Origin of the sequence: Luteimonas sp. 8-5, from assembly GCF_029763755.1 — a bacterium.
Classification (GTDB): domain Bacteria; phylum Pseudomonadota; class Gammaproteobacteria; order Xanthomonadales; family Xanthomonadaceae; genus Cognatiluteimonas.
On the sequence record NZ_JARUVM010000009.1, the window covers coordinates 53,543 to 74,701 of the forward strand.

Annotated in this window: 20 protein-coding genes; 10 read left to right on the forward strand and 10 right to left on the reverse strand. The window is 64.9% G+C overall.

Features of this window, described 5'->3' with window-relative positions; genetic code table 11:
* The first annotated feature begins 23 nt into the window (after positions 1 to 23).
* The 3 genes from QAA18_RS02110 to QAA18_RS02120 are packed head-to-tail and all read left to right on the forward strand — an operon-like array spanning position 24 to position 1,765.
* The gene (locus QAA18_RS02110; RefSeq protein ID WP_279410652.1) at positions 24 to 503 is read left to right on the forward strand and encodes a VOC family protein; all 480 of its coding nucleotides are present in this window, start codon (positions 24 to 26) and stop codon (positions 501 to 503) included.
* Positions 503 to 1,093, forward strand: coding sequence for a tRNA (pseudouridine(54)-N(1))-methyltransferase TrmY (gene trmY / locus QAA18_RS02115; protein WP_279410654.1), 591 nt, complete (start codon positions 503 to 505; stop codon positions 1,091 to 1,093). Before QAA18_RS02110 ends, trmY begins: the two co-directional genes overlap by 1 nt.
* A 9-nt stretch (positions 1,094 to 1,102) precedes the next feature.
* On the forward strand, positions 1,103 to 1,765 hold the full coding sequence (locus QAA18_RS02120; RefSeq protein ID WP_279410655.1) for a glutathione S-transferase family protein: 663 nt from the start codon (positions 1,103 to 1,105) through the stop codon (positions 1,763 to 1,765).
* Here QAA18_RS02120 and QAA18_RS02125 read toward each other — a convergent pair.
* Positions 1,762 to 2,979 (reverse strand): DUF418 domain-containing protein, encoded by a 1,218-nt coding sequence (locus QAA18_RS02125; RefSeq protein ID WP_279410657.1) that lies wholly within the window; start codon positions 2,977 to 2,979, stop codon positions 1,762 to 1,764. The two genes, QAA18_RS02120 and QAA18_RS02125, sit on opposite strands and share 4 nt — an antisense overlap.
* Positions 2,980 to 3,127: 148 nt before the next feature.
* Between QAA18_RS02125 and QAA18_RS02130 the strand changes: the two genes are divergently transcribed.
* The 4 genes from QAA18_RS02130 (at position 3,128) to QAA18_RS02145 (ending at position 8,233) form a co-directional block, all read left to right on the forward strand.
* Positions 3,128 to 3,292 (forward strand): hypothetical protein, encoded by a 165-nt coding sequence (locus tag QAA18_RS02130; RefSeq protein WP_279410658.1) that lies wholly within the window; start codon positions 3,128 to 3,130, stop codon positions 3,290 to 3,292.
* 2 nt (positions 3,293 to 3,294) lie between these two features.
* Positions 3,295 to 4,233, forward strand: a complete 939-nt coding sequence (locus tag QAA18_RS02135; protein ID WP_279410659.1) for a cysteine synthase family protein — start codon at positions 3,295 to 3,297, stop codon at positions 4,231 to 4,233.
* Between the two features lie 71 nt (positions 4,234 to 4,304).
* Positions 4,305 to 6,245 (forward strand): prolyl oligopeptidase family serine peptidase, encoded by a 1,941-nt coding sequence (locus QAA18_RS02140; RefSeq protein ID WP_279410661.1) that lies wholly within the window; start codon positions 4,305 to 4,307, stop codon positions 6,243 to 6,245.
* 83 nt (positions 6,246 to 6,328) lie between these two features.
* Positions 6,329 to 8,233, forward strand: a complete 1,905-nt coding sequence (locus QAA18_RS02145) for a diguanylate cyclase (RefSeq protein WP_279410663.1) — start codon at positions 6,329 to 6,331, stop codon at positions 8,231 to 8,233.
* Here QAA18_RS02145 and QAA18_RS02150 read toward each other — a convergent pair.
* The 3 genes from QAA18_RS02150 to QAA18_RS02160 are packed head-to-tail and all read right to left on the reverse strand — an operon-like array spanning position 8,223 to position 9,826.
* Positions 8,223 to 8,651, reverse strand: a complete 429-nt coding sequence (locus QAA18_RS02150) for a VOC family protein (protein WP_279410664.1) — start codon at positions 8,649 to 8,651, stop codon at positions 8,223 to 8,225. The genes QAA18_RS02145 and QAA18_RS02150 overlap by 11 nt on opposite strands.
* On the reverse strand, positions 8,638 to 9,219 hold the full coding sequence (locus QAA18_RS02155; protein WP_279410667.1) for a DUF6151 family protein: 582 nt from the start codon (positions 9,217 to 9,219) through the stop codon (positions 8,638 to 8,640). Before QAA18_RS02155 ends, QAA18_RS02150 begins: the two co-directional genes overlap by 14 nt.
* A gap of 10 nt (positions 9,220 to 9,229) precedes the next feature.
* Positions 9,230 to 9,826, reverse strand: a complete 597-nt coding sequence (locus QAA18_RS02160; RefSeq protein WP_279410668.1) for a hypothetical protein — start codon at positions 9,824 to 9,826, stop codon at positions 9,230 to 9,232.
* Between the two features lie 84 nt (positions 9,827 to 9,910).
* Between QAA18_RS02160 and QAA18_RS02165 the strand changes: the two genes are divergently transcribed.
* On the forward strand, positions 9,911 to 11,044 hold the full coding sequence (locus QAA18_RS02165) for a DSD1 family PLP-dependent enzyme (RefSeq protein WP_279410669.1): 1,134 nt from the start codon (positions 9,911 to 9,913) through the stop codon (positions 11,042 to 11,044).
* 9 nt (positions 11,045 to 11,053) lie between these two features.
* Here QAA18_RS02165 and QAA18_RS02170 read toward each other — a convergent pair whose 3' ends face one another.
* From QAA18_RS02170 to QAA18_RS02180, 3 genes are all read right to left on the reverse strand, one after another.
* Entirely contained in the window at positions 11,054 to 11,575 is a 522-nt protein-coding gene (locus QAA18_RS02170) for a type 1 glutamine amidotransferase (protein ID WP_279410671.1), read from the reverse strand.
* A 67-nt stretch (positions 11,576 to 11,642) separates the two neighbouring features.
* Complete coding sequence (locus tag QAA18_RS02175; protein ID WP_279410672.1) at positions 11,643 to 12,125, reverse strand: META domain-containing protein; 483 nt, start codon at positions 12,123 to 12,125, stop codon at positions 11,643 to 11,645.
* Positions 12,126 to 12,161: 36 nt separating this feature from the next.
* On the reverse strand, positions 12,162 to 12,377 hold the full coding sequence (locus QAA18_RS02180) for a DUF2945 domain-containing protein (protein ID WP_279410674.1): 216 nt from the start codon (positions 12,375 to 12,377) through the stop codon (positions 12,162 to 12,164).
* Positions 12,378 to 12,449: 72 nt separating this feature from the next.
* Here QAA18_RS02180 and QAA18_RS02185 point away from each other — a divergent pair, with 72 nt between their 5' ends.
* A complete protein-coding gene (locus tag QAA18_RS02185; protein ID WP_279410675.1) occupies positions 12,450 to 12,734 on the forward strand; it encodes a hypothetical protein in 285 nt (94 codons plus the stop codon).
* 199 nt (positions 12,735 to 12,933) lie between these two features.
* Here QAA18_RS02185 and QAA18_RS02190 read toward each other — a convergent pair whose 3' ends face one another.
* Entirely contained in the window at positions 12,934 to 15,978 is a 3,045-nt protein-coding gene (locus QAA18_RS02190; RefSeq protein ID WP_279410677.1) for a metallophosphoesterase, read from the reverse strand.
* A 16-nt stretch (positions 15,979 to 15,994) separates the two neighbouring features.
* Positions 15,995 to 19,525 (reverse strand): methylmalonyl-CoA mutase family protein, encoded by a 3,531-nt coding sequence (locus QAA18_RS02195; protein ID WP_279410679.1) that lies wholly within the window; start codon positions 19,523 to 19,525, stop codon positions 15,995 to 15,997.
* Between the two features lie 58 nt (positions 19,526 to 19,583).
* Between QAA18_RS02195 and QAA18_RS02200 the strand changes: the two genes are divergently transcribed.
* Complete coding sequence (locus QAA18_RS02200) at positions 19,584 to 20,447, forward strand: ChaN family lipoprotein (RefSeq protein WP_279410680.1); 864 nt, start codon at positions 19,584 to 19,586, stop codon at positions 20,445 to 20,447.
* Here the strand turns inward: QAA18_RS02200 and QAA18_RS02205 are convergent.
* Positions 20,444 to 21,159, reverse strand: a 716-nt coding sequence (locus QAA18_RS02205) for a sulfotransferase (protein ID WP_279410681.1), incomplete at its 5' end; no start/stop codon positions are given. The genes QAA18_RS02200 and QAA18_RS02205 overlap by 4 nt on opposite strands.

The window sequence follows — 21,159 nt, forward strand, 5'->3', positions numbered from 1 at the left end:
CAGGACCCACCAGGAGCCGCCAGATGATCCCGAAGAACACGATCTGCCTGTGGTACGACAACGACGCGCTCGGCGCCGCCACCTTCTATGCCGAGACCTTTCCCGACAGCTCCGTGGACGCGGTGCATCGCGCGCCCAGCGATTTCCCCGGCGGCAAGGCCGGCGACGTCCTCACCGTCCAGTTCACCGTGCTGGGCATCCCCTGCGTCGGCCTGAACGGCGGGCCGGTGTTCAAGCAGACCGAAGCGTTCTCGTTCCAGGTCGCCACCGACGACCAGGCAGAGACCGATCGCTACTGGAACGCCATCGTCGGCAATGGCGGCCAGGAGAGCGAATGCGGCTGGTGCAAGGACCGCTGGGGCCTGTCGTGGCAGATCACGCCGCGGGTGCTGACCGAAGCATTCACCAGCCCCGACCCCGCCGTGGCCAAGCGCGCGTTCGACGCCATGATGACCATGCGCAAGATCGACGTGGCTGCGATCGAGGCAGCGGTCCGGGGTTGATGCGAACCTTCGTCCTGCGCGCCCGCGCCGCACCCACCGACAGCCGCAAGCTGCTGGCCTCCATCGGCCAGGAAGCGCACCCGGAGATCCTGGCGCACACGCTGATGAATGCCATCTTCGTGGCCCAGTCGCACCGGCCCGACGTCGTCGTGCACCTGGTGCTGGAAAGCACCCAGGACTACTCGCGTGCGATCCGCTTCGAGGTCAACGCGATGCACGACATCGGCGGCTTCGACGAGCGCACACTGTTGGGCAAGATCGCCAGGGCCCTGGACGCCTCCGTGGGCATGGGCAAGGAGCAGGAACGCCCCGTCGAATCCGGCGTGGCCGTGCGCACGATCAGCTTCGAGCGGCTGGTGCAGGAACTGGCCGTGGACCACCAGCTGTTCGTGATGGACCGCAAGGGCACGCCGATCGGCGAGCAGGCCTTCGCCGACAACCCCTGCTTCCTGCTCACCGACCACATCCCCATGCCGAAAAAGACCTTCAACAGCCTGGAGCGGTTGGGTACGAGGAAGATCTCGCTGGGACCGAAGATGCTGTTCGCCTCGCAGTGCGTGGTGCTGATCCACCACGCGCTGGACCGGTAACGAACCGCCATGCCGACCATCACCGCTTTCGAACGCTCCCCGGATCGCGGCCGCGGCCTGGCCCGCGACATGCGCGTGCGCTGGGCGCTGGAGGAAACCGGCCAGGATTACGACGTACGCCTGCTGTCGTTCGAGGCGATGAAGCAGCCGCAGCATCTCGCCCGCCATCCGTTCGGGCAGATTCCCACGTACGAGGACGGCGACCTGGTGCTGTTCGAGTCCGGTGCGATCGTGTTGCACCTGGCCGTGCGTCATGCCGGCTCCGGCCTGCTGCCGGAAGACCCCGACGCCCGGGCACGGGCGATCGCCTGGATGTTCGCCGCGCTCAACACCGTGGAGCCGCCGATCGTCGAGCTCTCGATGGCAGGAATCCTGGAGCGCGACAAGCCCTGGTACGAAGCGCGCCTGCGGATGCTCCGGGACCGCGTACGTACACGGCTGGAACAGTTGTCGAATCGGCTTGGCAAGGACGAATGGCTCGACGGCGCGTTCAGTGCCGGCGACCTGATGATGATCGCCGTGCTGCTGCGCCTGCGCAGCTCCGGCCTGCTCGAAGAATTCGACAACGTCGCCGCCTATGTCGCGCGCGGCGAGGCCCGCCCCGCGTACCAGCGCGCCTTCGCAGCGCAGCGTGCGGTGTTCCAGGGGCTGGACGCGCCCGATCGGAATTAAGGAGCCGCCGCCCCGTACGTCCATCGCCGCCACAAGGCTTCCATCGGGCCCTGTGCATGCCGCGCCAGCCACCAGCGCGAGAACAGTATCTGGACCACGAACAGCGCGAGGGCGAACGCGTATGCCTGGACGAAGGACACGCGGCCGACCAGGCCGAAGCCCACGCCCAGGAATGCAATGCCGCAGACCACCGACTGTGCAAGGTAATTGGTGAGCGCCATCCGTCCCGTTGCTGCAAACATGTCCAGCCACCGCCGCGCCCTCGGCCACGCGAGCAAGAACGCCGCGGCATAGGCCAGGCCCAGCGGAACCGTGCCGACCTGCGAGGCCCAGCTGTCCTGCTGGTGGCCCGGCATCTGTGCATACACCACGCTGGCGGGCACGCCGATCGCCAACCCGGCGAGCAGCACCGACCACAGCAGACGCCTGTCGCTGGGCAGCCCGCCCGCAGCCAGTCGCCGCCCGGCCCATAGCCCCAGCAACATGATCCCCAGCACCTTGGGGATCCGCCACGATTCGATTCGCGTGCCCCAGTTGAACGGCGGGCCGCTGGCGGCGAAGGCGATCCGCGCATACCAGTCCTCGCGTTGCATCCAGGGCAGCACGTACTCGGGCGACTGGTCGATGCCGAAGGCTTCGCCGATCGCAATGCCGACGGCGTAGAACGCGTTCTGCGGCGCCCAGCCCAGGGCCGCGAACAGCATCTTGCCCAGGAACGGCACCGCGAACACCAGCGCGACCGCAGCGCACAGCAGCGCTGCATCGCGCCATCGATGGAACAGGGGCAGCAGCAGTCCCAGCAACGCGTACAGCACCAGGATGTCGCCTTCCCAGATCACCCACGAATGCACCAGGCCGATGGCGAGCAGCACCAGCACGCGTCGGCGGTAGATGGCGATACCGTCGTGTCCGCGCCGGGCCAGCCGCGACAGCTGCATCGCAAAACCCGCACCGAACAGCAGCGAGAACAGCGTGTAGAACTTGCCGTCCACCAGGAACGCGTGCCACCAGTGCTGGATCGACATCGCTTCGGCACCGAACGTGGCCAGGCGCTGTCCCTCCGTCATCATCACGAAGCCGCACCAGTAGAGAATGTTGGCCAGCAATACCCCGAGCAACGCGAAACCCCGCAGGGCGTCAACGACGTCCAGGCGATCGGTAGAGGGGGCCGCGGGTTCGCGGAGCGGGACGGCTTGGGCGGTGGTCGGGTCCATTGGGGGAAATGAACGCAGGACAGGTGCCCTGGCGGCCTCGTACCCGCCCGAGCTTGACCTGGCTCAGGTAACCGCCAGTTCTTGCTGGAGACTCCACCGGCAATGGCGTATGTATGGATGTGCCCGATCCCCTTCGAGGAGGTCATACATGAACGCGAAACAGCTCGAACGGCCCGAGGACCTGCTGGAAAGGCACGACCACGACGACAGCGGCCACTTGGACGACGACGAGCTGGTCGACATGGAAAGCGACCAGAGCTTCCCGGCCAGCGATCCGCCCGGCTGGACCCTGGGCATCACCCGGACCGATTGACGATGCGCTACGCCGGTATCTCCCGTTCCATCCTCGACGCCATCGGCGACACGCCGCTACTCGAGATCGACGGCGTGTTCGCCAAGCTCGAGTTCATGAACCCGTCCGGCTCGATCAAGGCGCGGATCGCTTGGTACATGATCGAAAAGGCCGAACAGCAGGGATTGCTCAAGCCTGGCGACACCATCGTGGAGGCGACCAGCGGCAATACCGGCAACGCCCTCTCGATGGTGGCCGCGGTGAAGGGCTACAAGATGCTGGTGGTGATGCCCGAAGGGCTGTCCAACGAACGCGTGGCCATTTCGCGCGCCTATGGCGCGGAGATCCGCTTCGTCGGCCACTTCCACGTCAACGGCGCGCTGGAGGAAGCGCGGCGCCTGGGCGAACAGGCCGGATACTTCGCCCCTGCCCAGTTCGAGTCCGAATACAACGTCGAGGAGAACCGTGAAATCCTCGGTCCCGAAATCCTGGCGCAACTGCAGGGCCGCCTGCCCGACGCGCTGGTGATGGGCGTGGGCACCGGCGGCACCCTGATCGGCGTCGGCCAGGCCTTCCGCAAGGCCAACCCGGAGGTGCGGCTGTTCGCGATGGAGCCGTCGGAGTCGCAGACCATCCTCTGCGGCGAAGTCAGCACGCATCACATCGAGGGCATTTCCGACGGTTTCGTGCCGGGCATCTTCGCCCGCCATTCCGAGCTGGTGGACGCAACCCTGTCGGTCTCCAGCGAGGAAGCCATCGCCGAGATGCGCCGCCTCGCCCGCAAGCACGGCCTCCTCTGCGGCCCCAGCTCCGGCGCGCACCTGATCGCCGCACGCCGCGTGCGCGAGCAGCATCCCGAACTCGCGACCGTCGTCACGCTTTTCTGCGACGAAGGCGAGAAATACCTGCAGGACCACTTCAGCCAGCCGGATGCGGATATCGTCGGTGACGCGTTCATCTGACCGGGCTTCGATTTTGCCGCGACCAGTGTTGTAATCGGCTTCTGCCGGGGACGAGCAAGCTGGGGAACCTGATGAAGCACTTCAATGCCGCCGCGCTCGTCGTGGCCTTCGTGATGGCTGCGGTCGCCGGGGCCGCAGATGCAGCCGAACGGGTACCCATCGAGGCATTCGCCATTTCCGACGCGCTCAGCTCGCCGCGCCTCTCGCCCGATGGCAAGCACATCGCGGTGTCCGCCGACATGAGCGACGGCCACCACGCCATCGTCGTTTACCAGGTGGACGGCATGCAGCAGACCTCGCTGCTGCGGCTGCCGCGCTACCAGATGCCGATGGAAGTGCACTGGGCGGACGACGAACGACTGCTGGTGGCGACCGGCCGCAAGATCGGCGCGCGCGAAAAGCCCGTTCCCACCGGCGACATCATCGCCTCCGACTACGACGGCAAGAACCAGCGATTCATCTTCGGCTGGGACGTGATCCGAGCCGGCATAGATCGCGGCTGGGGCGTAATCGAGCAGATGCCGCGCGTGCGCAACGGCCATTTCTTCATGCGCCACATCACACCCAACAGCAACCGCACCATGCTCTACGACATGGACACCATCCGCTCGCAGCGGCTGGTGGGCGACATCGGCGCCAGGGACATGGATTTCGTGCTCGATCCTTCGGGCACGCCACGCTTCGCCTGGGGCTGGACGGACTTCAACACCTTCGCGGTGCACGAAACCAAGGACGGCGGCAAGACCTGGATGCCCGCCACCGCTAACCAGCTCGACGGCCAGTTCGTGCCATATGCCTTCTCGGCCGACGGGAAGCAGGTCTACGCCACCTGGAGCCACGGCGGCGGCCCGTCGTCCCTGGTGCGGGCGGACCCGTCCGGTGCCAACCTCACTACCCTGGCAAGCGACGAGTTCGGCAGCGTGGGCGAAGTCGAATGGAACACGGCCGGCGAGCCGTTCGCCGCCACGCTGTTCCACGGCAGGCCGCAGATGGTGTATTTCGACGAGACCGCGCTGGAATCCAGGGAACACAAGGCGCTGAGCTCCAAGTTCCCGGGCCTGTATCTCACCTACGTCAACCATACCTCCGACGGCAACGCGACCCTGCTGTATGCGTACAGCGACCGCGATCCCGGCGCGTGGTACCTCTACGACAGGGCGAAGCGTACGGTCGCCAAACTGATGGCTTCCCGCAGCCGGATCGATCCCGCCCGCATGGGCGAGCGGCGTTATGTCCGCTTCCCCGCCAGCGACGGCCTGGCACTGGACGGCTATCTGACCCTGCCCGCCGGCGTCCAGGATCCCCGGAACATGCCGATGGTGCTGCTGCCGCACGGCGGCCCGCACATGCCCGGCGACACCTGGGCCTTCGACAACGATGCGCAGTTCCTGGCCAGCCGCGGCTACATCGTGTTGCAGGTCAATTTCCGCGGCGGCGAAGGTCGCGGCTACAACTTCAAGAGCGCCGGTTACCGCCAGTGGGGCACGCGCGTGCAGGACGACCTGGTCGATGGCGTGCGCTGGGCGGTCGCCCAGGGCTATGCCGACCCGCAGCGCATCTGCAGTTTCGGCGGCAGCTTCGGCGCCTATTCAGCCCTGATGGTGACCGTCCGCGCGCCGGGCCTGTTCCGCTGCGCCGTCGGCCAGTCCGGCCTGTACGACCTGGAATCGCTGGCGGAAGACAGCGACGCCGCGACCTCCCGGCTCGGCCCCAGCTACATCTCGCGCGTCATCGGCGACGACCAGGCGGTGTGGCGCGCCAACTCCCCGCTCCATCTCGCCGACAAGATCAAGGTGCCGGTCTTCCTGGCGCATGGCGAGATCGACAAGCGCACTCCGTACAAGCAGGCCGTGGCGATGAAGAAGGCACTGGAACGGGCCGGCAATGCCCCGCAGTGGCTGTCCGTGCCCGGCGAAGGCCACGGCTTCTACAAGGACGAGAACAACGTGGAGTTCTACACCCGGCTGGAGGCGTTCCTCGCAGCGCACATAGGCGCAGGCGCCGCGCCCTGAAAGCCGGCAGCCACGGCATCGGCCGGCGCCGCCCGGACCAGTGCTAAAGTCGGTGCCGGATTCAGGGCCAGGGGGCCTGACCAATGCCGAAAACCAGTTTGTTCGCCTGGCTCCTTGCCGGCGCCTTCTCCGTGGGCGCCGTCCTCGCACAGCCCGCCGACCCTGCCTATCCGCAACATCGGGAAGAGCTGCGCGCGCGGATCGCCGAACTGTCGCAATCGGCCAGCCAGGCCGAGGTCCTCGAGGCAATGCAGCAGCTCCGCGAACTGGCCCAGGCCGCGGGCGACACCGACACCGTCAACCTGATGGATATCCGCCGCATCTACATGACCCATGAAGATGCGTCCATCGATGCCAGCCTCGACGCGATGCATGCCGTGCGCGCCCGCGTCACCGACAGCGCCTCGCTGGAAGTACGCGAAATGCTGGCCCGCGCCTACGGCAACATGTACTTCGACGCGGGCAATTTCCACAGCGCCCTGCGCCACCAGCTGCAGGCGCTGGCGCTGGAGCGCGACCTGCCGCCCGACCCGCTCGTCGCCCAGCTCTACCGGCTCGGCACCATCGCCGACCTGTACATCGCGATGGGCCTGCCCCAGGAAGCGCTGGACAGCGTGGCGCGCGCCGAGGCCCTGGGTGGCGCGTCGATGCAGCACGACAACCGCATGCAACTGCTGACCACCAAGGCGATGGCGCTGCGACAGATCGGTCGGTTGGAAGTGGCCGCCCACACCCTGGATGCGGCCGAAGCGCTGGTCGCCGGGTCCGGCTCGGCCCTAAATCGCATTCGCCTGGAAGCAGCGCGCGCGGCCATGCTGCTTTCGCAGGCACAACCTGCCCGCGCACTGGAGTCCATCGCCGCGATGGACGCCTACGCCGAGGCCAACGACAGCGCCTACTTCCGCTTGCGTGCGCAACTCCTGCGCGGACACGCGCTGATCGAGCTCGGCCAGGCCGAGCGCGGCTTGCCGCTGATGGAGCAGGCCAACGCCGGCTTCCTGGAAAGGGGCCAGATGGTGGAACTGCTCGATGGCCTGTCGCGCCAGGCCGAAGCCCTGGAGGACAGCGGCGATCCGGTGGGTGCGCTGGCGGCCACGCGCCGGCTGCAGGCGCTGCGCGAAACCCTGTTCCGCAGCGAGCACGCACGCGCGATCGCGGAACTGGAAGCCGCCGGCAAGGCCTCGGAGCTCGCCCATCGCGCCGACACGCTGTCCACCGAAAACCGACTGCAGGACGCACAGTTGCGCAGCGAACGCCTCGCCCGCTGGCTTGCGATCGGCTTCGCCCTGGCCGCCCTCGCCACGGTGGTCTGCCTGTTCCTCGCAATCAGGCGCACCCGCCGCGAGCGCGACCGCCTCGCCTTCGCCGTCCGCCGCGACCCGCTGACCGGCGCGTTGAGCCGTTATCAGTTCGACCAGCATGTCGGCCCGCTGCCACCGTCCGGCGACACTGCGGCGACGGCCTGCGTGCTGCTCGACCTCGACCATTTCAAGGACGTCAACGACCACCACGGCCACGCCGCCGGCGACGCGGTATTGCAGGCGGTAGTCGAGCGTATGCAGCGCCTGCTCGGCAACGCCGGCGAACTGTACCGGTGGGGCGGCGAAGAATTCCTGCTGGTCCTGCGCGGCAACAGCACCGAGACCATCGAAGCCCGGCTACAGATGCTGGTCGATTCGCTGGAATCGCGCCCCGTGCCCTGGGGCGAGACATCGATCCAGGTCACGGTCTCGGGCGGTGCCGTGTTCCATCCGTTCGCAGGCGACCCGGATGCGCCGTTCGCCGACGCCGTGCGCTGGGCCGATACGGCGCTGTACCACGCCAAGCACGAAGGGCGCCGGCGCATCGAAGTGATCGACGTGACCGAGGGGGGCGAACTGGCCGTGCGCGGCAAGCGGCCGACCGACCTTCGGGAGTTGTTGACGTGGCGGCGCATGGATTGGATCCGTTTGCGCCGCCTCGGCGACGATGCAGGCGTCAGAACGTAATCCTGACCGACGCCGCGCTGCGCGTCGCCTCGCCGTGGTACGCGGCTTCGATGTTGTTGCCGTCCGGATCGAGCACGAACGCGGCGTAGTAGCCGGGATGATATGGCCGCTCGCCGGGCGCTCCGTTGTCCGTGCCGCCATTCGCAAGCGCCACCCGGTGGAACGCCTGCACCATTTCCTGGTCGGCGGCCTGGAAAGCGACATGGCTCGGCCCGGTCGGCCTGCCCTGCGACGCCGGGCTGTCGATCGCCGACACGCAGAACTCGTCGGCCCAGAAGAATCCTTCCATGTCGCCGCCCAGGGGCACGCCCAGGACTTCGAAGATCGCGGTGTAGAAGGCGCGGCTTGCCTCCAGGTCGCGGACGACGATCTGGACGTGGTCGATCAGGCGGCCGCGGTGCAGTTCATTGGTTTCCATGGGGGCTCCTTTTCACGATCTCGGGTACGCGGATCGGCTTGCCGGTGGATGCATCGAAGAACGGCGACTCGCGGCGACCGCGCAGCTTCGCGCCGGCAAGCCCGATCACTACCCGCAGGATGCCCCAGGCCGTGGTGAAGGGCCGTTTGCGTACGGTTGCCGTGGCCGTGCCGGTACTGATGAGGCAACGCCGTGGTAGGCCGAATGCGTCGTCCACGGCTGCGCCGGCACCCTCCAGGCAAGCGCTGGACACGCCCACGTAATGCACGCCAGGATCCCGCGGCGTGTTGCCCAGCGGCGTCCGGCAGCAGGACGCGTACCAGCGATAGATCCCGCGCTCGCTCCACGACATGCAGACGATCCGGTCCCGGCCTGCGGTGAAGCGCAGGTCCGTCGGCGCCATCGTCACCACATCCACCCCGCCCACTTCATCCAGTAGCCCGGGAACGCCAAGCCACTGCGCGTAGGCGCGGCAGTCCGTGCAGTAGCAGGTGGCACGCGTGTAGGTGTGGGCGGTGCCGACCTCGCCCTGGACCTGGCCGCAGCGGCAGCGGAGCGGGATGGGCATGGCCGTATCTTCAGTTCAGTGTGCGGTTGGGCGGTTCCGGAATGGCCTGCTCAGGCCCACGCTCGAGCGCTTCCACCCTGGCCAGCCGATCCTGCAGTTCGGCATCGTCCAGCGCGCCCTCGCGATGCAGCCAATTGAAGCGGTTGCGGAGCTGGCCGGGGCTTTCGCCCTCCGGGAAGAAGTCGTACTCCTGCCGGAACTGCGCCGCGCGCCGCTGCTCGATCTCCGCTTCGATGCGGGCACCATCTGCACCGTGGTCCAGGACCAGCAGGTTGCCCTTCTCGCTGGGCAAGAGCTTGTACTTCGTCGGATACGCGTAATAGGCCGCCAGGCAGCCGATGCCCAGGACCAGCCAGAGGCTGCCCTTGGCCCCGCTGCCCTCGTTCAGAGATATCGACAGCAGCAACACCCCCAGTGCCGTCCAGAAATACCCGGCATTGCGCAACCAGACATTGCGTTCGGTCAGGGTCTGGCGGTCGCGGCTGATGTCGACATAGCGGACGGAGAAGCCGCGGCTCCCCGAGCTGTCCTTCCAGGAATAGTCGAGCCGATCGTCGTGGAAGGTATAGGCGGTACGGGCGCTGCTGCGCTTCTGCGAGATTTCCATGGGCCAATTCGACGACAGGACGGGGCTGAACGCAAGGCGGAGGGCCTGCTCGCGGTAAAGTCTGCCGATCCCAGGTTCCAAAGGATGACCGTGTTCTCAGCTCTCGACACCCCCACCGCCCTCATCGATATCCGCCAGATGCAGGCCAACATCGCCCGCATGCAGGCGCGGATGGATGCGCTGGGCGTGAAGCTGCGGCCGCACGTCAAGACCAGCAAGAGCCTGCCCGTGGTGCAGGCGCAGCTCGAAGCCGGCGCGCGCGGGATCACCGTGTCGACGCTGAAGGAGGCGGAGGAATTCTTCGCCGCCGGTATCGACGACATCCTCTACGCCGTGGGGATTGCCCCGAACAAGCTGCCCCGGGCACTGGCACTGCGGCGGAAGGGCTGCGACCTGAAACTGATCACCGACAACGTCGCCGGCGCGGAGGCCGTGGCGCGCTTCGGCCGCGAGCACGGCGAGACGTTCGAGGTCTGGATCGAGATGGATGTCGACGGTAACCGCTCCGGGATTCCACCCGGGTCCGATCTCCTGCTCGACGTCGGGCGGGCCTTGCACGAAGACGGTGTCAGGCTCGGCGGGGTCATGACCCACGCAGGCGGCAGCTATGCCTTCGACACGCCTGCAGCGCTGCAGGGCGCTGCCGAGCAGGAGCGCGCCGGCACCGTGCGCGCCGCCGAACGCCTGCGCCAGGCCGGCCTGCCCTGCCCCGTGGTCAGCGTCGGCTCCACGCCGACCGCACTGTCCGCGCAGACCCTCGAAGGCGTCACCGAAATGCGCGCCGGCGTCTACGTGTTCTTCGACCTGGTCATGCACAACATCGGCGTGTGCCGCATGGACGAAATCGCACTGTCGGTGCTGACCACCGTCATCGGCCACCAGGAGGAAAAGGGCTGGGCGATCGTGGATGCGGGCTGGATGGCGATGAGCCGCGACCGCGGCACGCAAAAGCAGAAGCGCGACTTCGGGCTCGGCCAGGTGTGTGCGGAGGACGGGACGCCCATCGACGGCTACATCGTGGACAGCGCCAACCAGGAGCACGGCATCATCGCTCGCGCGGGTGGCACCGACCACGGGATTGCCAAGCGGTTCCCGGTGGGGACGCGACTGCGGATATTGCCGAACCATGCATGCGCCACCGCGGCGCAGTTTCCGGAGTACCACGCCATTGCGCCGGGCAGCGGCGCCGAGATCTGGACCCGCTTCCAAGGCTGGTGACAGGCTCCGCTACTGCAGCGCCTTGACCACCGCCTCGGTGAACTGCGGGATGTCGTCCGGCTTGCGGCTGGTGATCAGATTGCCATCGGTGACCACGGGTGCGTCCTGCCACTGCGCGCCGGCGTTGCCCAGATCGGTCTTCAGCGACGGCCAGCTGGTGATCTGTTTGCCCTCGACGGCACCGGCCTCGACCAGCAACCACGGCGCGTGGCAGATCGCCGCGAGCGGCTTGTCGCTGCCAGCGAAGGCGCGCACGAAGTCCACGGCTTCCGGCTTCATCCGCAGGTTGTCCGGGTTCATCTGCCCGCCGGGCAGGACCAGCGCGTCGTAATCGTCGGGCGAGGCCTGCGCCAGCGCCACGTCCACCGGCACCGTGTCGCCCCACTCCTTCTTGTTCCAGCCGCGGATCTCGCCGTCCTTGGGCGAGACCACGTCCACCCGGAAGCCGGCCTCCTTGAGCAAGCGCCGCGGCTCCATCAGCTCGGACTGCTCGAATCCGTCGGTGGCGAGGATGGCGATGCGTTTCGGCATGGGGGCTCCAATCGCGGGGGGACGGCAACGCTAGCAAGCAGCGCGTTCCAGCCCGATGAAGCGCGCCCTATTCGGAAGGCGCCGGACGATCAGCCACCCAGTGGCTGCGCCGCCCGTCCGCATGCGCCAGGAACAGCTGCTCGGGATAGCTTTCGGCGATGCGCCATTCCGAGGTGCCCTGCAGCAAGCCTGCCACCACGGTGTCCGCCTCCATCAGCGCGTCGTCCGCGCACGCCATGAGGGTGGACTGGATATCCGACACCACCAGCCGCCCGTTCGCGTCGATGGTGTAGCGGCCACCCATCTGGTTGCAGCCGCCGTGGATGCCCAGCGTGCCGTTGGAGAAGCTGATCGCGTGCTTCGCCTGGCCATTGGGGAGCACGGCCGCAATGGGTTGGCCTTGGGCATTGGTGGCGCCCTGCAGCTTCCACTGGCCGACCTGGGCCAGTGCGTCGGCGCCGGCAGGGACATACGGTTGGGTCACCGTAGGCGTGCAAGCGGTGGCGGCCGCGAGCAGCGCCAGGAGCGACAGGGTGGTTGGGATCGCCATGGCCGGGAGCCTAGCCCGTAGACCCGAAAGTCCGGGTCAAGGTTTCAATCGCCGCAGGGCTCCGCCCTTGTGCATGGCGACGTGGTCGGTCTTGTCGCTCTTAATTTCGTACTGCGGGTCGTCGGGGGTGCAGTGGCGGGTGTGGCCCTTCCACGGGAAGTCGTGCTCGTGGACCTTCAGGATTGTGCCGCTGACGTGGCCCGCCTCGGAGTTCCAGGTGACGTGGTCGCCGGGTTTGAATCTGTGGGGCATGGCTGGCTCCTTTCAGGTGTGACCAACTTCCCGCCAAGGGCCTACCCTTTGTATCAAAGGTGGCTCCGGAACGTGAGTGCAAATAGAAGCAAGGTGCACCCGTGCCCCGATCTGTTCGGCCGCGACGCCGTCAACGCCCGATATCCCCGGGCCGTTTGCAACGACTGCGCCGCGAGAACGACCGATGCGAAGCGCCAGCCTGTGACCCTTGGCAACGCCGGTCTCTCCGGCGGCCTGGTGTCGTCTTCGCCGCATGCCCCGGTCATTGACGAGCAGGCTATATGCTTCATCGATGATGTCGCCTGTATCGCCGAAGAAGCCCGGTTCGGTGGCGTGGTGGTGCAAGGTACGGAGTGACTGGATCATGCGCAAACGGGACCCTCCGCGCGACGTCAAGTCAAAGCGCGCCCACGACAACGTGGTTCATCTGCGACCCTGAATGACTCAGCGCCTCAAAATCGCACTGCAGGCGTCAGGTTGGGACGACCTTCCAACCCATCTGGGTAACCCCTCATTCCGCACACAGCCAACTTCCCCTAGAAGCGCTCTAAGGCCTCTAACCACGAGTCTTTGCCGATTCCTTATCAAACTCCTTAAGTTCCACCTTCTTCAGCAGCTTTTGACCGGGCCTTCGGCTACCCGTTTCATGTTTCGCTAGCGCCATCTTAATCAAGTGCACAGCGTCCTGCTTTACCGGCTCTTCTAAGTACTCGAAGCGGCAGTCTGTGAACAACGTTGACTGGATATGCCAAAGGAAAAACGAGTTCCTGCCCACGCCAGCAATGTACTGTTCCAATACAGCCCGCCAACCTGGTGGCTTGATGGCGGCAATCAACATCGCCAAGTTGTGTTGAGAGAGTCCCCCTTGAGCATCAGCAAGCTGCCGATACAAAAGCGGCCCTAGCTTCGAGGAGGTGATATCTGAGCGAAACCATGACAACACATTCTCAGGGAGGATGGCCAAGATCCTACTGATCGCCTGCTCTGGTGACTCCTCTTTGCGTTCCGCATGCCCGACCAACCGGAACTTTGTTCCATCGAAGGACGCCTGACCAGTGCTCGCCAGCGTCGGAGAAATAACGACCAAAACAGTTTGAATCTGCTCCCAGCACCGCATGATGGCAGAAAGCAACTGAAGCTTAAGTTCCGGGGTGACATGCTCACTGTTTCGCAGCGCCCTGCTTCCGGCACGCACTCCCGCGCAAAGATTGTTATAGGAGTACGCCGACATGACCCTTGCAATTTGTTGGTCATAAGGGCGGGCCGGATCGTAAGTTCGATCAAGAAATCTATCCTTTACGTCTTTTGGCAATGAGGAGCCGAGAACCTTCTCTTCAAGCTCACTCTGAAGCTTGATTACATCTGCCTCGGTCGGATCCCATCTACCAAGTGCGTATAGCTCTGCCGGGGTGGCCAAACCGCAAACTCGTTCTACCTTCTCGCACAATTTGGTCAAGTCATCGCGCAGTACCTCTACAGCGTCGTCTCGCCTACGATCTATGCCGGTATAAAACTCCACCACCTCCGGAAACCGCGTGTATCGCATTTCGCTCAGGATATACGTCGCGAATGATCTCTCATGATGCATCCTTACCGCGCCAAAGTAATGCACCCAGTAAGCAAAACGAAAACGAAGCTGCCCATCCTCATCTGAAACAATAATGTTGTTACTTAGGAGGAGCTTGAGAATAAGCCTAAAATCGATATCGACCAGCTTCTGTTTGTTATAGCCCTTGCCGAACGCTGCAAACTCATCGCTAGTAAAAAAGTCGTTCCCCGACGTAATGATTTTTTCAGCAAAAGCGCCAAGCAAATACTCGCAGTCTTTCAGATCCGCCCGAGACTTGTATGTCAACGACTGGGTGCTACTAAAAATCAAATGAAGGATGCGCTTGATTACTTCCGCGCGGTTAACTGGACTGTCATCGATTTCAACTTCCGCCACCATTAACAACATCAATGAATTCAACGCAGTGCGCGGCAAATTCAAGGTGTCCAAGTCAGCGATCAATCTCGAGAGGATCCGCTCGCAATCGTCTTCGGCTGTGGGACTGTAGCCGGATACGATGTCACGAAGATCTGTCCGCGATAACGACCATAAATAAAGCTGGCGGAAGTTCCGACCAGCAATGACGGCCTTGCCGGCAACCGCGATAGAAGGCTGGTCCTGAGTCTCTAGAATCAGTATACGCTTGTCCGGATACTCGCGACTAAGCTTTTCGACGCATTTGAATGCATTATTCGCGCTCGCAGACCAGCTGTCCAAGACGATGCATTGCACATCTTCTTGCGCAATCCCATGGGCAACGCATTGCCGTTGAAAATCTGAATGGACGTTGTGTGGTTTGACACTCGCAAGATCAATTCGCAACCACGCCTGGCCGCTACGACACGCTTGTAAACATAGAGAGATTCCAAGGCACGAGAGGCCAAACTGAGGAGGCGCCTTGACAATCGTGGATTCGGAAGATGATAGGAGATCCTCGATCGAAACCTGGACTGCATCTTTCCTGTCGGCTGCAGTCTCCGGCTTCTCCTTGACCACTGGCTCAATCCACTTCGGCTGCTTACCGTAGGTCGTCATCGCAAATTCAAGCGATGCCTCGTAATGCCGGACCAAGCCCCAGATTGGCGAAGACTCTAACGGAGCGCCAAATTCGGCAACGCCGGAGTCGTTTCCAGCCATTACGGTGCCCAACACAAAAGCCGAGCGCCCGTCCCACTGCCTATAGGCTGCAGTCGCGTGTCCTGACTCTGTCAACACGGTTACGGTTGCGTAACCCATCGGATCACGCTTATCGGTCAGAAGTGCTGGAGCGAATAGCTGTACCAGATTCGAACCATACTCTCTTGAATGAGTGACATTTTGTGAATGCATATGGCCGAACATGGCCATCGTGATCTGTCGCCGCAGAATTTCGAACTCCCGCTGCGACCACGCTGACCACCAAGACGGAGGGTGGTGGCCGATCAAAAGTCGTACTGATGGGGCGCCCGCCTCAAGCCATTTGGCGATTTGGCGCGTAGGCAAATGCAGGCGCCCGAGATCGGGAATCTTTTGGTCACCGAACCTAAGGCCTCCTGAGGAGTGGAGAGCGGTGTTGACCAGAAAAATGTCGATGCCTTCCGGAAGGGTGAATCCGTTGCCAGCTAGTGAGTCTTCCCTAACCCCGTATTCTGCGAATTCAGCCTGAAAATCTAGGTAATTCGCAAACTTGGCTTTAAGGCGTGCATCAAGGGATTCTATCGCATCATTGAATGCCTTTTCGTCATACGCCTTAGAAACTATTTCCTCATGATCAATAGCAAATGCTTTGACCGATGCGGTACATACGTCATGATTTCCTGGAACGCAAATTCGATTTTCCTTAGGAATCCCGACGGCGTCGAGAGCGGGTGCAAGATGCTCTAGTAGTGCGTCGTAGTGAGAAACCTCGGACCCCGCCTTTGCGACATCACCTGAAAAAACTAAGTACCTCGGCCCGACGTCCCGTGAAAGTTGTACTTCAATATCTTTTAAGAACGGAAAGAAGCTAGGACGCTGTTCTTCAGCTCCCGGGCAGAAGTGCACATCGGAAATATGCAGAAACGTGACCTTCACTCGACGCCCCCAATGACTACATGTTGCGACGGTACTCCCCACCCACCTCATAAAGCGCATGGCTGATCTGCCCCAGCGAATGCGTCTTCACCGCTTCCATCAACGCGGCGAAGACGTTTTTGCGGTCACGGGCGGTTTGCTGGAGGGTCGTTAACTTGGTATTCGCGGCTTCCGCCGCTCCCACAGTCTCGCCCCGTCCCCGGAAGGCCTCTACGTTGGCGATCTGCTGCCCCTTCTCGCCTTCCGTCGAGCGGATCAGCTCGATCTCGGTGACGATGTCGCCGGCGTGTTCCTTGGGCAGGAAGGTGTTGACGCCCACGAGGGGCAGGCTGCCGTCGTGCTTCTTGTGCTCGTAGTACAGGGATTCTTCCTGGATCTTGCCGCGCTGGTACATGGTGTCCATGGCGCCGAGCACGCCGCCGCGCTCGCTGATGGCTTCGAACTCCTTGTAGACGGCTTCCTCGACGATGTCGGTGAGCTTGTCGACGATGAAGCTGCCCTGCCATGGGTTCTCGCAGAAGTTCAGGCCGAGTTCCTTGTTGATGATCATCTGGATGGCCACGGCGCGGCGCACGCTCTCTTCGGTCGGCGTGGTGATGGCTTCGTCGTAGGCGTTGGTGTGCAGGCTGTTGCAGTTGTCGAACAGGGCGTACAGGGCCTGCAGGGTTGTGCGGATGTCGTTGAACTGGATCTCCTGCGCGTGCAGGGAGCGGCCGCTGGTCTGGATGTGGTACTTCATCATCTGGCTGCGGGCGCTGGCGCCGTAGCGCTCGCGCATGGCCCTTGCCCAGATGCGGCGGGCGACGCGGCCGATGACGGTGTACTCCGGGTCCATGCCGTTGCTGAAGAAGAACGACAGGTTGGGCGCGAAGTCGTCGATCTTCATCCCGCGCGCGAGGTAGTACTCGACGATGGTGAAGCCGTTGCTCAGCGTGAAGGCGAGCTGCGAGATCGGGTTCGCGCCGGCCTCGGCGATGTGATAACCGGAGATCGACACCGAGTAGAAGTTGCGGACGTTGTTGTCCACGAAGTACTGCTGGATGTCGCCCATCATCCGCAGCGCGAACTCGGTGCTGAAGATGCAGGTGTTCTGGGCCTGGTCCTCCTTGAGGATGTCGGCCTGCACGGTGCCGCGCACGGTCTTGAGCGTCTCGGCCTTGATCCGCGCGTAGACCTCGGGTTCGACGAGCTGGTCGCCGGTGACGCCGAGCAGCCCCAGGCCCAGGCCGTCGTTGCCTTCGGGCAGCATGCCGCTGTACTCGGGGCGCTTGCGTCCCTGGAACAGTTTTTCGATCTTCGCGTGCGCGGCATCCCAGCGCTGCTGGTCGGCACGCAGGTACTTCTCCACCTGCTGGTCGATGGCGGTGTTCATGAACATCGCCAGGATCATCGGCGCCGGGCCGTTGATGGTCATGGAGACGCTGGTGGTCGGCGCGCACAGGTCGAAGCCGGAATACAGCTTCTTCATGTCGTCCAGGGTCGGGATGTTGACGCCGGAGTTGCCGATCTTGCCGTAGATGTCCGGGCGCGGCGCCGGGTCCTCGCCGTACAGGGTGACGCTATCGAAGGCGGTGGACAGGCGCGCGGCCGGCTGGCCCAGGCTCAGGTAGTGGAAGCGGCGGTTGGTGCGCTCGGGCGTGCCTTCGCCCGCGAACATGCGGATCGGATCCTCGCCGGTGCGGCGGTACGGGTACACGCCACCGGTGTAGGGATACGCGCCGGGCAGGTTCTCCTTCTGCAGGAAGGTCAGCAGCTCGCCCCAGGAGCGATAGGTCGGCGCGGCGATCTTCGGCACCTGCTGGTGGCTCAGCGACTCGCGGTAGTTCTCCACGCGGATGGTCTTGTCGCGGACCTGGTACTCGTTGACCTCGTCGGTGATCGACTTCAGGCGCGCCGGCCACTCGCGCAGGAGCTTCAGCGCCTCGGAGTCGAGGGACTGGATGGCGTCGTTGTAGCGCTGGCGCAGGGTCTTGAGGGTGCGGTCGTCGCCTTCGCTCAGCGCGCCCGTCTCGAAAAGGTCCAGCGCCTTGGGGAGCTTGTCGTCGCCGAGCTCCTGCAGGCTCTGCCACAGGGACTGGGCGCGGTCGGCGATTTCGGCCTGCGTTTCGATGCGCTGGTTGATCGCCCTGCCCTGTTCGGCGATCTCGGCCAGGTAGCGCACGCGGCTGCCCGGGATCAGCACCGTCGCCCGAGGTTCCTTCAGGCTCGTATCCACCGAAGGCGTCCAGTCGCAACGCCCTTCCATTCCCTGTTCCCCATTCCCTATTCCCAGCTTTTCCCGCAGCAGGCGGCACAGGTTGGCGAACATCCAGGAGATGCCCGGGTCGTTGAACTGCGAGGCGATGGTCGGGTAGACCGGCACGTCCTCGTCCTTGACCTGGAACTTGACGTGGTTGCGCTTCCACTGCTTGCGCACGTCGCGCAGCGCGTCCTCGGCGCCGCGCTTGTCGAACTTGTTGAGCACGACGAGCTCGGCGAAGTCGAGCATGTCGATCTTCTCCAGCTGGCTCGGTGCGCCGAAGTCGCTGGTCATCACGTACATCGGGAAGTCGACCAGGTCGACGATCTCCGAGTCGCTCTGGCCGATGCCGGCGGTTTCGACGATCACCAGGTCGTAGCCCAGCGACTTCAGGAAGGCGATGCAGTCCTGCAGCACCACGTTCGTGGCGGCGTGCTGGCGGCGGGTGGCCATAGAGCGCATGAAGACGCGTTTGCTGCGCAGCGAGTTCATGCGGATGCGGTCGCCCAGCAGCGCGCCACCGGTGCGGCGGCGGGTGGGGTCCACCGAGACCACGGCGATATGCATGTCGGGGAACGAGGCCAGGAAGCGGTTGAGCAGTTCGTCGGTCACCGACGACTTGCCGGCGCCGCCGGTGCCGGTGATGCCGATCACGGGGACCGGGGACCGGGGACCGGGGACCGGGCCGGAGGCGAGCTTCCACTGCTTGCGCAAATGATCGAGCTCGGACGGAGAAAACGCACCATCCTCGATCGCGGAAAGCATCTCCCCGATCGCGATCTCGTCATCAATCGACGGCACTGCACGCTTTTCCCGGTCCCCGGTCCCCGGTCCCTGGTCCCGCGTGTGCGAAGCACGCCGCACCACGTCCTCGATCATCGCCACCAGCCCCATGTGCATGCCGTCGTTGGGGTGGTAGATGCGCTCGACGCCGTAGGCCTCGAGTTCGCGGATCTCCTCGGGGGTGATGGTGCCGCCGCCGCCGGCGAAGACCTTGATGTGGCCGGCGTCGCGCTCGCGCAGCATGTCGACCATGTACTTGAGGTATTCGACATGGCCGCCCTGGTAGCTGGACAGGGCAATGCCGTCGGCGTCTTCCTGGAGCGCGGCGCGGACCACGTCCTCGACGCTGCGGTTGTGGCCCAGGTGCACCACCTCGGCGCCCTGCGCCTGGATCAGCCGGCGCATGATGTTGATCGCGGCGTCGTGACCGTCGAACAGGCTGGCGGCGGTGACGAAGCGCAGCGGGGTCGCGGTTTCCGGTTGCGTGGGGGTGGCGGTGGCGTGGTTGGCGGGGACGGTATTCATCCCCCGATTGTAGCGCTGCCGGCTAGTACGCCGGTCCCGGCTGGCCTAGGCTTGGGCCATGCCCAATCCCGCCCTCGCCGCCGCCGGCCTCTGCCTGGCCCTCTCCGCCTGCGCCACGCAGCCGCCCCCGCCCGAACCCGTCGTGGAAACCGCGCCGCGCCTGCTGCTGCTCGGCGAGGTGCACGACAACGCCGTCGGCCACGCATTGCGGCTGCGGCATCTGCAGAGCTACGTGGACGGCACCGCACGTGTCGCGATCGCGATGGAGCAGTTCGACCGCGAGCGCCAGGCCGACCTGGATGCGGCGTTGGCGCGCTGCGAGGACGCCGCCTGCGTGATCGACGCGGTCGCGCCCGGCAAGTCCGGGTGGAACTGGGCGTACTACGCGCCGGTGATCCAGCTCGCGCTCGACCACGACTTGCCGCTGCTGGCGGCCAATCTGTCGCGCGCGGAAGCTTCGGCGGTGGTCAAGGACGGTTTCGGCGCAGCGCTTCCACCCGAGTTGCACGCGAAGTACGCGCTGGATGCGCTGCCCGAGGCGCTGCTCGAGGCGCAGGTGGCGGAAGTGCGCGAAGGCCACTGCAACATGCTTCCCGACGCCCTGTTCGAGCCGATGGCGCGTGCGCAGATCGCGCGCGACGTGGTCATGGCCGATACCGTGCTCGCCGCCCTGGGCGGGGAAACTGCGGCGGACGTCGTGTTCCTGCTTGCCGGCAACGGCCACGTCAATCGTGACGTCGGCGTGCCCCACTGGCTGATTGCCAGCGGCTCCGGCGAACAGCTCGTCGCCACCGGGTACCTCGAGGAAGGCAACGAGGACGAACGCCGCCACTTCGACAACGCCTACCTAGTGCCACCGGCGGAACGCGAGGATTCCTGCGCTGCGTTCCAGCCGCCGAAAAAAGGGGCGAACGCCGGCTAGTAGGCCAGCGCACCCAGGCGCTTGCGCAGCGGGCCGAGCTTGTCCTCGTAGCGCCGCCACTGGCCTGCCGGTACGCCGCCTTGCGGCGCATCCACCGGCAGCCGCTCGTCCCATTGCAGCCCGCAGAATTCGATCGCTTCGCGCAATGCGGCCGCGGGGTTCTCCGCCAGTTCGTCGTAGCGCACGTCGTGCACGCGATCCGGATACAGCCCGCGCATGTGCGCCATCAACGCGCGATAGCGGCGGTAATGGTCGGCGGTTTCTTCCTGGTCGCGGCTCCAGCCGTGTTCGCGGCCTGCCCAGCGGGCAAGGTTGGCGAAGCAGGTATCCATCGGCCCGCCCACCAGGTGCAGCACGCGCGCACCCGGCAACGCCTGCATGATCCAGGGGATGCAGGCGTAGTTGTCGGCGTTGCGGTCCAGGTACACCGGCTTGTCGCCGGCGCGCCATTGGGTATGGGCCAGGTAGGCGCGGCCGAGCTGTTCGAAGTCGATGCTGGCCGCGCCCTGCGCCAGCGGCATATCCAGTTCCGGGCCGCCGACGAGGTCGCAGGCCCAGCGCAATTGCATCACCAGGTCGTCCAGCGGGCCGGCATCGGCGACGTGCGGATGCACCGCGAGCTGTCGCGCCAGGTTTTCGATGCCGGAGCCGGGCATGCCGACCACGAAGACCGGCCGCGGGCCGGGCGCCGGCTCGCCCTCGGCCGCTGCCG

What these genes read in the sequence shown, in the direction of transcription:
- QAA18_RS02200 (WP_279410680.1), top strand. Translation starts at nt 19,584, where the DNA reads ATGCCCAATCCCGCCCTCGCCGCCGCCGGCCTCTGCCTGGCCCTCTCC.
- QAA18_RS02165 (WP_279410669.1), top strand. Translation starts at nt 9,911, where the DNA reads ATGACCGTGTTCTCAGCTCTCGACACCCCCACCGCCCTCATCGATATC.
- QAA18_RS02140 (WP_279410661.1), top strand. Translation starts at nt 4,305, where the DNA reads ATGAAGCACTTCAATGCCGCCGCGCTCGTCGTGGCCTTCGTGATGGCT.
- QAA18_RS02175 (WP_279410672.1), bottom strand. Translation starts at nt 12,125, where the DNA reads ATGGCGATCCCAACCACCCTGTCGCTCCTGGCGCTGCTCGCGGCCGCC.
- QAA18_RS02150 (WP_279410664.1), bottom strand. Translation starts at nt 8,651, where the DNA reads ATGGAAACCAATGAACTGCACCGCGGCCGCCTGATCGACCACGTCCAG.
- QAA18_RS02160 (WP_279410668.1), bottom strand. Translation starts at nt 9,826, where the DNA reads ATGGAAATCTCGCAGAAGCGCAGCAGCGCCCGTACCGCCTATACCTTC.
- QAA18_RS02170 (WP_279410671.1), bottom strand. Translation starts at nt 11,575, where the DNA reads ATGCCGAAACGCATCGCCATCCTCGCCACCGACGGATTCGAGCAGTCC.
- QAA18_RS02130 (WP_279410658.1), top strand. Translation starts at nt 3,128, where the DNA reads ATGAACGCGAAACAGCTCGAACGGCCCGAGGACCTGCTGGAAAGGCAC.
- QAA18_RS02145 (WP_279410663.1), top strand. Translation starts at nt 6,329, where the DNA reads ATGCCGAAAACCAGTTTGTTCGCCTGGCTCCTTGCCGGCGCCTTCTCC.
- QAA18_RS02155 (WP_279410667.1), bottom strand. Translation starts at nt 9,219, where the DNA reads ATGCCCATCCCGCTCCGCTGCCGCTGCGGCCAGGTCCAGGGCGAGGTC.
- trmY (WP_279410654.1), top strand. Translation starts at nt 503, where the DNA reads ATGCGAACCTTCGTCCTGCGCGCCCGCGCCGCACCCACCGACAGCCGC.
- QAA18_RS02110 (WP_279410652.1), top strand. Translation starts at nt 24, where the DNA reads ATGATCCCGAAGAACACGATCTGCCTGTGGTACGACAACGACGCGCTC.
- QAA18_RS02135 (WP_279410659.1), top strand. Translation starts at nt 3,295, where the DNA reads ATGCGCTACGCCGGTATCTCCCGTTCCATCCTCGACGCCATCGGCGAC.
- QAA18_RS02120 (WP_279410655.1), top strand. Translation starts at nt 1,103, where the DNA reads ATGCCGACCATCACCGCTTTCGAACGCTCCCCGGATCGCGGCCGCGGC.
- QAA18_RS02180 (WP_279410674.1), bottom strand. Translation starts at nt 12,377, where the DNA reads ATGCCCCACAGATTCAAACCCGGCGACCACGTCACCTGGAACTCCGAG.
- QAA18_RS02125 (WP_279410657.1), bottom strand. Translation starts at nt 2,979, where the DNA reads ATGGACCCGACCACCGCCCAAGCCGTCCCGCTCCGCGAACCCGCGGCC.
- QAA18_RS02195 (WP_279410679.1), bottom strand. Translation starts at nt 19,525, where the DNA reads ATGAATACCGTCCCCGCCAACCACGCCACCGCCACCCCCACGCAACCG.